General features: G+C 72.0%; 11 protein-coding genes. 8 read left to right on the top strand and 3 right to left on the bottom strand.

All coding sequences use genetic code 11. The features are described from left to right. From VGT80_RS16140 to tilS, 8 genes are all read left to right on the top strand, one after another. The coding region (locus tag VGT80_RS16140) for an acyl-CoA thioesterase (RefSeq protein WP_327457594.1) at positions 1–281 on the top strand (281 nt) is incomplete at its 5' end. A 71-nt stretch (positions 282–352) separates the two neighbouring features. Beyond that, positions 353–1,057, top strand: a complete 705-nt coding sequence (tolQ, locus tag VGT80_RS16135) for a protein TolQ (RefSeq protein ID WP_327457593.1) — start codon at positions 353–355, stop codon at positions 1,055–1,057. Positions 1,058–1,060: 3 nt separating this feature from the next. After that, positions 1,061–1,585, top strand: a complete 525-nt coding sequence (locus VGT80_RS16130; RefSeq protein ID WP_327457591.1) for an ExbD/TolR family protein — start codon at positions 1,061–1,063, stop codon at positions 1,583–1,585. Then, the gene (locus VGT80_RS16125; protein ID WP_327457589.1) at positions 1,582–2,355 is read left to right on the top strand and encodes an energy transducer TonB; all 774 of its coding nucleotides are present in this window, start codon (positions 1,582–1,584) and stop codon (positions 2,353–2,355) included. Before VGT80_RS16130 ends, VGT80_RS16125 begins: the two co-directional genes overlap by 4 nt. 26 nt (positions 2,356–2,381) lie before the next feature. Then, positions 2,382–3,680 (top strand): Tol-Pal system beta propeller repeat protein TolB, encoded by a 1,299-nt coding sequence (gene tolB, locus VGT80_RS16120; protein WP_327457587.1) that lies wholly within the window; start codon positions 2,382–2,384, stop codon positions 3,678–3,680. Between the two features lie 56 nt (positions 3,681–3,736). Next, complete coding sequence (gene pal, locus VGT80_RS16115) at positions 3,737–4,297, top strand: peptidoglycan-associated lipoprotein Pal (protein WP_327457585.1); 561 nt, start codon at positions 3,737–3,739, stop codon at positions 4,295–4,297. 68 nt (positions 4,298–4,365) lie between these two features. Then, a complete protein-coding gene (gene ybgF / locus VGT80_RS16110; RefSeq protein ID WP_327457583.1) occupies positions 4,366–5,169 on the top strand; it encodes a tol-pal system protein YbgF in 804 nt (267 codons plus the stop codon). Next, positions 5,160–6,392 carry a tRNA lysidine(34) synthetase TilS gene (gene tilS / locus VGT80_RS16105; protein ID WP_327457581.1) on the top strand — a complete coding sequence of 411 codons (1,233 nt, stop codon included), beginning with the start codon at positions 5,160–5,162 and terminating at the stop codon, positions 6,390–6,392. Before ybgF ends, tilS begins: the two co-directional genes overlap by 10 nt. Here the strand turns inward: tilS and VGT80_RS16100 are convergent. The 3 genes from VGT80_RS16100 to VGT80_RS16090 form a co-directional block, all read right to left on the bottom strand. Continuing rightward, the gene (locus VGT80_RS16100) at positions 6,389–7,258 is read right to left on the bottom strand and encodes an alpha/beta fold hydrolase (protein ID WP_327457579.1); all 870 of its coding nucleotides are present in this window, start codon (positions 7,256–7,258) and stop codon (positions 6,389–6,391) included. The two genes, tilS and VGT80_RS16100, sit on opposite strands and share 4 nt — an antisense overlap. A gap of 15 nt (positions 7,259–7,273) precedes the next feature. After that, on the bottom strand, positions 7,274–8,323 hold the full coding sequence (locus tag VGT80_RS16095) for an aldo/keto reductase (protein ID WP_327457577.1): 1,050 nt from the start codon (positions 8,321–8,323) through the stop codon (positions 7,274–7,276). Between the two features lie 80 nt (positions 8,324–8,403). After that, complete coding sequence (locus VGT80_RS16090; RefSeq protein ID WP_327457575.1) at positions 8,404–9,270, bottom strand: M23 family metallopeptidase; 867 nt, start codon at positions 9,268–9,270, stop codon at positions 8,404–8,406. Positions 9,271–9,403: the final 133 nt, after the last annotated feature.

Raw genomic sequence — 9,403 nt, 5'->3', positions numbered from 1 at the left:
TCAGCCACCAGGCGCTGCTGGAGCTGCCCGACCCGGCGGCCTTCACGGTCACCAGGATCACCGTCGACTTCCAGCGCGCGGCGCGGATCGACGACGCGCTGGTGGTGCGCACGACCTATGACGCCGTCAAAGGCCCGCGACTGATGATCGCGCAGCGGATTTTCCGCGGCGGCGACCTGATCGCCACAGCGGCGGTGGAAGCCGCCTGCATCGGCCTCGATGGGCGGGCTCGAAGACCGCCGCCGGGCCTCGTCGAGGCGCTCAGGCCGCTGTTCGGCTGAGCCCGGCGCCTTAAGTTCGCCACCACTGCGGGCCAACCGGACACCGCCACAATTCGGAGCCTCACCACCTGATGGACCCCACCGCCGCCGTCTCTCCCGAGTCCTTCTCGCTGGTCCACCAGATCCTGCACGCCGACTGGGTGGTGAAGCTGGTCATGGCCGGCCTGGCGATGGCGTCGCTGTGGTCGTGGACGGTGATCATCGACAAGACCTTCCGGTTCGGGCGGCTGAACCGCGAGGCCAACCGCTTCGAGGACGCGGTCAGTTCGGGGCGCAGCCTCGAGGAGGTGGCGGCCGAGGCCGGCGAGCGGCCGCGCCATGCCCTGCCGCGCATGCTGCAGAGCGCCCTGCGCGAATGGCGCGATGCGCGGTCCAAGGGCGGCGCGGAAGGCGCGCAGGCGGCCTTCCTGATCCAGCGCATCGACCGGATGCTCGACACCATCATCGCGCGCGAGAGCCAGGAGGTGGAGAACGGCCTGAGCATCCTGGCCATCGTCGCCACCTCCTCGCCGTTCATCGGCCTGTTCGGCACCGTCTGGGGGATCATGTCGGCGTTCCAGTCGATCGCCATCCAGAAGAACACCAATCTGGCGGTGGTCGCCCCGGCCATCGCCGAGGCGCTGTTCGCCACGGCCATCGGCCTGGTGGCGGCGATCCCGGCCTACATCGCTTTCAACGCCTTCTCGTCCAAGGCCGGCAAGTACTCGGCCCGGCTCGAGGGCTTCGCTGACGACCTCTCCACCGCCATCCAGCGGCGGCTGGCGGAAAAGGTCTGAGCCATGGGCCTTTCGGCCAACGACGCCTTCGCGGCCACCGGCGGACGGCGCAGCCGCCGGCGCTATGGCCGCGGCCGGCGCGGGGCCCTGTCGGAGATCAACGTCACCCCGCTGGTGGACGTCATGCTGGTGCTGTTGATCATCTTCATGATCTCGGCCCCCTTGCTGACCGTCGGCGTGCCGGTCGAGCTGCCGAAGACCGAAGCCGGCGCGATGCAGGATCAGACCGAGCCCCTGACGGTCTCCATCAAGGCCGACGGGACCCTGTTCCTGCAGGAAAGTCAGGTGGCGTTCAGCCAGCTGGCGCCAAGGCTGCGCGAGATGGCCGGCGACAACCACAGCAAGCCGATCTATGTGCGCGCCGACGGCCGCGCCGCCTATCAGATCGTCGCCCAGGTGATGGCCGCCCTGTCGACCTCCGGCTTCTCATCGATCAACCTGATCACCGACACCGGCGGGCCGTCGTCCGGCAATCAACCGCCGCCGCCCGCGTCCGCCCAGACGGCCCAGGAGGCGCCGCAGCCGTGAGACGCACCGAGGTCTCGCCGGCTTTCGTCGGCTCGCTGGCCCTGCACGGAACGGTGCTGGTCGCCCTGCTGATCTCCTGGCGGTTCACCCATGACCTGAAGATCGGTTCGGCGGTGCCGGTGAACATCGTGGCCAATGCGCCGGACACCAACCTGCGCGAAGCCGAACAGGCGCCGCAGGTGCAACAGGCCCAGACGGAGGCGCCGGTGGCCGAGGCCCCGCCGCAGGCCGCCTCGCCCCCCGCCGAGCCCAAGCCCTCGCCGCCGACGCCGGTCCCCAAGCCAAAACCCGCCCCCACGCCCGCCAAGGCCGAGAAGCCCAAGCCGGAGAAGAGCCTCGACCTCGACGCCCTGGCCGCCAGCCTGTCGAAGGCGGTGTCGAAACCCGCCCCCGCCAAGCCGTCGTCGGCCGCCAAGGGTCCGGCGCGCACCGAGACCGCCCTGCAGGCCCACCCGGCGCTCGGGACCGGCGCCTCGGCCGCCGCGGTCAGCGGGCTGGCCGACGAACTGCAGCGGCGCTGGAATCCCAACTGCGAGGTGCAGGGCGGCCGCGACGTGATCATCAAGGCGACCTTCCAGCTGGGGGCCGGGGGCAATGTGGTGGGCGAGGTCGCGACCCAAGCGATCCGCGGCCAGGGCGGGGTGGCCGACGCGGCCGCCGCGCGCGCCCGCAGCGCCGTCTTCGCCGCCGCGCCGTTCCGCAGCCTGCCGCGGGAGTTCTACGGCGAGAAGATCAGCGTAAACTTCAACGCCCGCGAGGCCTGCTCGTGACCCGACCCCATCTTCGGAGCCCCTCCATGCGCCTGATGACCCTGGTCCTGACACTGGCGCTGGCGGCGCTGAGCTTCGGCGTCGCCGCCGCCCCGGCGCGGGCCGAGATCGAGGTCAACGTCAACCGCGGCGACGTGCAGCCGCTGCCGATCGCCATCCCCGCCTTCGGCGGCGGCCAGGTGGGCGCCGATATCGCCGGCGTGATCTCCGCCAACCTCAACCGCTCGGGCCTGTTCCGCCCGCTCGATCCGAACAGTTTCGTCGAGAAGGGCCTGACCACCGCCGTCGAGCCGCAGTTCCCGGCCTGGAAGCAGATCAACGCCCAGGCCCTGCTGAACGGCGAGGTGACCAACGACAACGGCCGGCTGAAGGTCTCCTTCCGCCTGTGGGACGTGTTCGCCGAGAAGCAGCTGCTGGGCAAGGAATTCACCGCCAGCCCCGAGAACTGGCGGCGCATCGCCCACCAGATCTCCGACGCGGTCTATCAGCAGCTCACGGGCGAGAAGGGCTATTTCGACACCCGCGTGGTGTTCGTGGCCGAGACCGGCGGGCGGGGCGCCAAGACCAAGCGCCTGGCGATCATGGATCAGGACGGCGCCAATCCGAGCTATCTGACCGACGGCTCGTTCATCGTCATGACGCCCCGGTTCTCCTCCACCAGCCAGGAGATCACCTACATGGCGCTGCGCCCCGAGGGCTCGGCGATCTATCTGTTCAACCTGGATACCGGCCGGCGCGAGAGCCTGGGCCAGTTCCCGGGCATGGTGTTCGCGCCGCGCTTCTCGGCGGATGGCCAGAAGGTCGCCTTCTCCGTCGAGCGGGGTGGCAACAGCGACGTCTACGTCATGGACCTGCGCAACCACAGCAGCACGCGCCTCACCACCGATCCCGCCATCGACACCTCGCCCTCCTTCTCGCCGGATGGGACGAGGATCGTGTTCAACTCCGACCGCGCGGGCAGCCCGCAGCTCTATGTGATGAATGCCGACGGCTCGAACCCGCACCGCATCTCGTTCGGCGACGGCCGCTACACGACCCCGGTCTGGAGCCCGACCGGGGAGTTCATCGCCTTCACCAAACAGACCGGCGGCGAATTCCACATCGGGGTGATGAAGGCCGACGGCTCGGAGGAGCGGTTGCTCACCTCCAGCTATCTTGACGAGGGCCCCACCTGGGCGCCCAACGGCCGCGTGCTGATGTTCGCGCGCGAGACCTCCGGCGGCGCCTCAAAGCTGTGGAGCGTCGACGTCCTCGGCCGGATGCAGCAGGCGGTGCCCTATCCCGGCGCGGCGTCGGACCCCGCCTGGTCGCCTTTGCTGCAATAGAGCTTAATATCGTAGTACGATATAATACCCCCCCCGTTCATGGAGACGCCTCGATCATGGTCACCAGCTTCAACCGCAAGACCGCGCTCCGACTGGTCCTGATCGGGACCGCCGCCGCCTCGCTCGCCGCCTGCGCGCACCGGCCCAAGCCGAGCTTCCCGACGACCTCATCCGCGCCGCCGCCGGTCGCCGAGCGTCAGACCACGCCGCCACCGGTGGCGCCGGTGACCCAGGGCGCCCTGCCCGGCTCCGTGCAGGACTTCGTCGTCAATGTGGGCGACCGGGTCTATTTCGATTTCGACCGCTACGACGTCCGCGCCGACGCCCAGCCGATCCTGGGCGCCCAGGCCGACTGGCTGAAGCGCTATCCGGCCGTGGCCGTGCGCATCGAAGGCAATTGCGACGAACGGGGCACGCGGGAGTACAACCTGGCGCTCGGCGCGCGGCGAGCCAATGCGGTTCGCGAGTTCCTGGTCGGCCACGGGGTCGATCCGGGCCGGATCACCACCATCTCCTACGGCAAGGAGAAGCCGGTGGACGCGGGCTCCGGCGACGTGGCCGACCAGCATAACCGCAACGGCCACACCGCCATCGTCTCCGGCGCGCGGGGCGGCTGATGAGGCTTCGCCGTTTCGTAGGTCCGGCGGCGGTCGTCGGATGCCTTGGGGGACTGGTTTTGGCGGCCGTGCCGGTCGCCGCCCCGGTGGCGGCCCAAACGCCCATCGACGAGTCGCTGTCCAAGCGTGACGCGCGGCGTCTCGACGACATGGACAAGGCGATCAAGGAGATGCGCGCCATCGTCTTCAAGGGCCGCGACACCGGCAAGCCGGTGGTGGTCGAGATGGTCGACACCGACGCGCGGCTGGCCGAGTTCGCCAACCGCCTGGGCGACCTGGAGCAGTCGCTGACCAAGATCAACGCTTCGCTGGAGACCACCAGCCACGAGCTGGACCAGGCCCGGCGCGCCAACCAGGCGCTGAGCGCCCAGGTCAAGACGCTCACCGATCGGCTGGCGGCGATCGAGCAGAAGCAGGCGGCGGCGGAAACCGCGGCGGCGAGCCCGCCGGCCCCCGTCGAGCCGCCGAGCCCGGCCGCGGCCCAGGCCAGTGCGACAGAGGCTTTCGGCCACGCCCGGCAACTGATGCTGAGCGGCGACTATGAGGGCGCCGAGGGCGCCTTCCGGGCCTATGTGCAGACCTATCCGGACGCGCCCCGCACGCCGGAGGCGCGCTACTGGTGGGGCAAGACCCTGGCGGTGAAGGGCGGGCATGCGGATGCGGCGACCGCCTATATCGGCGCGATCCGCGGCTGGCCGCAGACGGCCTGGGCGCCCGACGCGGTGGTCGAGCTGGCCCGCGAGCTGGTGGCGCTTAAGAAGCCGGCCGACGCCTGTCAGACCCTGGCCGAAGTCCCCAAGCACTATCCGAAGGCGCCGGCCGCGGTGAAGGCCCGCGCCGCCACGCTCGCCGCCCAGGCGAAGTGCGGCTAGCCGCCCTCGCGCCCGAGCTTCCCGACCTCGACCGCCATGCGGCCGTGGTGTTCGACCGGCGGCTGAGCCGCGCCAGCCCGCGGCCGGTGGCGGTGGCGCTCTCCGGCGGCGGCGATTCCGTGGCCCTGCTGCTCGCCGCCCACACCTGGGCGCTCACGGCTGGCCGGCCCCTCCTGGCGCTGACCCTCGACCACGGCCTGCAGCCGCAGGGCGCGGCCTGGACCCAGGCCTGCGCGGCGCGCGCCGCGGCGCTGGGCGTCGGCTTCCAGGCCCTGAGCTGGACCGGCGACAAGCCGACCACCGGCCTGCCCGCCGCGGCGCGGGCGGCGCGCCACCGCCTGCTGGCCGACGCCGCCCGAGGCGCCGGGGCCGCCGTCATCGTGATGGGTCACACCGCCGACGACATCGCCGAGGCGCGGGCCATGCGCGCGGCGGGCGGCTCGACGCCGGAGCCGCGCGAATGGGGTCCCTCGCCCGCCTGGCCGGAAGGCCGCAGGATCTTCCTGCTGCGGCCGCTGCTGGGCGTCCGGCGCGGCGAGATCCGCGGCTGGCTGACGGCGCGGGGCGAGGCCTGGATCGAGGACCCCGCCAACGCCGACCCGCGCTATGCCCGCGCCCGGGCGCGGCGCGACCTGGCGCCGGACGCGCCCGTGTCGCCTGCGCCGGCGACGCCGGACACGCACGCCCTGGCCGCCGCCACGACCATGGACGCCGCCGGTGTTCTGCTCATCGAGCGGGACCTCCTGCGCGCCGCTACGATGGAACAGGCTTTGGCCTTCGTCGGCGCCGCCTGCCTCTGCGCGGCGGGAACGACGCGGCCAAGTTCGGCGGAGCGGATCGGCGCCCTGGCCGATCGGCTGCAGACCGCGCAGGCCTTCGCCGCGACCCTGGCCGGCGCGCGGATCGAAGCCGACGACCGCGAGGTGAGGTTCCTGCGCGAGCCCGGCGAGGCGGCGCGCGGCGGGCTGGCTCCGCTCGTCGTCGCGGGCGGCGAGACGGCGGTCTGGGACGGGCGTTTCGAGATCGATGGACCCGGCGAGGTGCGGGCCCTGGCCGGCCATGCGGCGCGCCTGCCGAAGGAGGATCGCGCGGTGCTCTCGGTGCATACGCCGAAGGCCCGCGCCGCCCTGCCGATGGACGGAGATCGGCTGATCGAGGCCCGGCCGCTCGCGCTGGCGCGGCTGCACGCCGCCTGCGGCCTGGTCGCGCGCGAGCCCGACTAGCGCTTCACGCCCGCCAGCACCTGTTCGACTCCGCGCACGATCGGGTCGGCGAAGCGCAGGCCGAGCAGGCTGGCGTGGCGGGCGCCGGCCACGTGCTCCACATAGCCGTGGCGCGAGGAGATGGCGGGGATCGCCTGGATGCTCTTCAGGGTCGGCGCGCCGCGCTCGGCGCCGGCGGTGATCACCGCGATGGGCAGGCCCGGCGGGAACTCCGCCTCGGCGGCCTGGTCGGAGGTCGCGGGCCACCAGGCGACTTCCTCCGCCGCCCAGTGGGCATGGCTGGCCGAGCCGTGGATGTGGCGCTTTTCGGTGGCGGCCTCGCCGGTCAGGCCGATCAGGTTGTGGGTGAGCCAGGAGATCGGCCGCATAACCCCGAAGCGGGCGACGAAGCGCGTGACGCGCAGCAGCCGCCAGAAGGAGCGCACGGCGCCGGGGCCGGCGGGCAGCTTCAGGACGTCGGGCGTCACGGCGTCGACCAGCACCACGCCCAGCACCCGGTCAGGATGGGTCAGCGCGAACAGACGCACCATCAGCCCGCCCATGGAATGGCCCGCCAGGACCACCGGATCGCGTTCGTCCAACGCCTGCAGCAGGGCGGCGAGATCGGCGACGATGGCGCGTCCGTCGCGCGGCTCGGGGCCCGGATCGGAGTAGCCGAGGCCGGCGCGGTCGTAGGCGAGGCTGCGGAAGCCTCTCACGGCCAGCCGCTGCTGCACCACCGCCCAGTCGGCCGCGCAGCCGAAGGCCCCGTGCTCGAGCACCACCAGCGGCCGCGCCTCCGGCGGCCCGGCGCGCACCGCGCGCAGCCGGCGTCCGCCGACCTCGATGAACTCGCCGCGGATCGCCGCGCGCCCCCTGGAAGACATCTCCTTCGGTATCGCTCAGCCCGCCTTCTGGAAAGGCCGCGGAATGCGCGAAGCGCCCTGGCGGGCGAGCATCCAGGCGGGATATTCGGCCGGCAGTGCGCTGACCTCGTCGAGCCGGGCCATCTGCTCGGCGCTGAGCGTCAGCTCGGCGGCGGCCAGGTTGTCGTCGAGCTGTTCGAGGGTCTTGGCCCCGATGATGATGCTCATCACCGCCGGCTTGGCCAGCAGCCAGGCGAGCGCCACGCGGGCCACCGAGACGCCGTGCGCCTCGCCCACCTCGCGCATGACCTCGACGCATTTCCAGGCGCGGTCCTTGTCCACCGGCGGGAAATCGAAGTTGGTGCGCCGCGCGTCGGTGGGATTGTTCGAGCCGGGCCCGAACTTGCCGGAGAGCAGGCCGCCGGCCAGCGGCGACCAGACCATCAGTCCGAGCCGCTCGGCGGTCAGCATGGGGACGAGCTCGCGCTCCAGGTCGCGGCCGGCGATCGAGTAGTAGGCCTGCAGGGTCTCGAACCGCGCATAGTCGCGGGCCTCGCTGATCCCCAGCGCCTTGGCGATCTTCCAGGCCTGCCAGTTGGAGACGCCGATGTAGCGGACCAGCCCCTGGCGGACGAGATCGTCGAGGGCGCGCAGGGTCTCCTCGATCGGGGTGACGGTGTCGTTGCCATGGATCTGGTAGAGGTCGATGTGGTCCAGTTGCAGCCGCTCGAGACTGCCCTGGACGCTGTCCATGATATGGCCGCGCGACGAGGCGCGGTCGTTCGGCCCCGGCCCCATCTCGCCGTTCACCTTGGTGGCGACCACCACGTCCTTGCGCGCCACGCCCAGGTTCTTCAGCGCCTGGCCGGTGAGCCGTTCGGACTCGCCGAAGGAATAGACATCGGCCGTGTCGAGGAAGTTGACCCCGGACTCCAAGGCCCGGCCCACGATGGCGTCGACCTCGACCTGCTGCAGGGCGCCGATGGCGCGCCACATACCGGCCTGTTCCGAACCGCCGAAGGTCATGGTCCCGAGGCAGATCTCGGACACGAAGAGGCCGGTGCGGCCGAGCTGCTTGTACTTCATGGGGACCCCTTCGCTGCCATCACACGCATATGGTCAGGCTTTCCGTCGGGAGCGAGGGGCGCGCGGGGCCCAGGCGCGAATTATCCGAGCTGCAGCCGCATATGCACCCGCCCGTGCACGCGAGGCAGCGAAACGCCGCCGAGCGGCGATCGGGCCTCGGTCGCCTCTCCGGCGTCGGCGGCCTCGCCGGCGGCCTGCGCCGACAGCCTGGCTTGCATCTGCGCCTGCTTGGCCTTGGGGATGCGCGAGACATAGGCGAGGCGCACCAGCCTGGGCGTCCGCAGCGCCGCCTTGAGCGGCAGGTCGGCGGCGGTGGCGAAGGCGCGTCCCAGGAACATCTCCGGGTTCATCGGCCGGTCGTCGGCGTCGCGGACCTCGAAGTGCAGATGCGGACCCGTGGAGGTCCCGGTCGAGCCCAGCTGGCCGACCGGCGCGCCGGCCTTCACCGCATCGCCGGGCGCCAAGCCCTGCGCGAACCTTTCGAGATGGCCGTAGCGGGTGACCAGGCCCTGGGCGTGCCTCAGCTCCACGAAGCGGCCGTAGCCGGGATCCTGGCCCAGTCGCGTGACCACCCCGTCGGCCGCGGCCAGCACCGGCTCGGGTCCCGGCGCGTCCAGGTCGACCCCGGCGTGCAGGCGGGCGTGGTCTTCCCAGGGCAGCTGACGCAGGCCGAAGGGCGAGCCGACCTGGCCGTCCGGCAGGGGCGCCTGGAAGGCGATCAGAACCGCTGGCGCGACGGGTGGGGCGGCCGGTGCGGCGACCGGGGCGGCGGCGAGCTGGGCCACCGCGGCGACCCTGGGCGAGGGGGCATGCGGGGCTGGGCGGGCGGGATCGGGCAGGGCGGCCTGGGCGACGGTGATCGCGACCAGGGCCAGCAAACCGCCCAGGGCGCCTTCCAGGAGTCCATGCCGCAGGGGGCCGGCCTCGGCCAGGTCCGTGTCGCTCAAGTGGGATCTCCCAGCCTAAGCCGAAGCCTCACGCTGCCCGCCCCCCGATCGGGCGGCAAAACGTCGGCGTCTTTCGATGATGGGCGGCTAAGTCGCGGCCCTTTTGGGCGGAATGAGGGCGCGGGCCCGCCGA

The organism is Phenylobacterium sp. (assembly GCF_035944335.1).
Classification (GTDB): Bacteria; Pseudomonadota; Alphaproteobacteria; order Caulobacterales; family Caulobacteraceae; genus Phenylobacterium.
This window is presented reverse-complemented; position numbering and strand designations above follow the sequence as displayed.

Excerpts from the sequence above, each read along its gene's own strand:
- tolQ (WP_327457593.1), top strand. The coding sequence starts at position 353 with ATGGACCCCACCGCCGCCGTCTCTCCCGAGTCCTTCTCGCTGGTCCAC.
- VGT80_RS16130 (WP_327457591.1), top strand. The coding sequence starts at position 1,061 with ATGGGCCTTTCGGCCAACGACGCCTTCGCGGCCACCGGCGGACGGCGC.
- tolB (WP_327457587.1), top strand. The coding sequence starts at position 2,382 with ATGCGCCTGATGACCCTGGTCCTGACACTGGCGCTGGCGGCGCTGAGC.
- pal (WP_327457585.1), top strand. The coding sequence starts at position 3,737 with ATGGTCACCAGCTTCAACCGCAAGACCGCGCTCCGACTGGTCCTGATC.
- VGT80_RS16100 (WP_327457579.1), bottom strand. The coding sequence starts at position 7,258 with ATGTCTTCCAGGGGGCGCGCGGCGATCCGCGGCGAGTTCATCGAGGTC.
- VGT80_RS16095 (WP_327457577.1), bottom strand. The coding sequence starts at position 8,323 with ATGAAGTACAAGCAGCTCGGCCGCACCGGCCTCTTCGTGTCCGAGATC.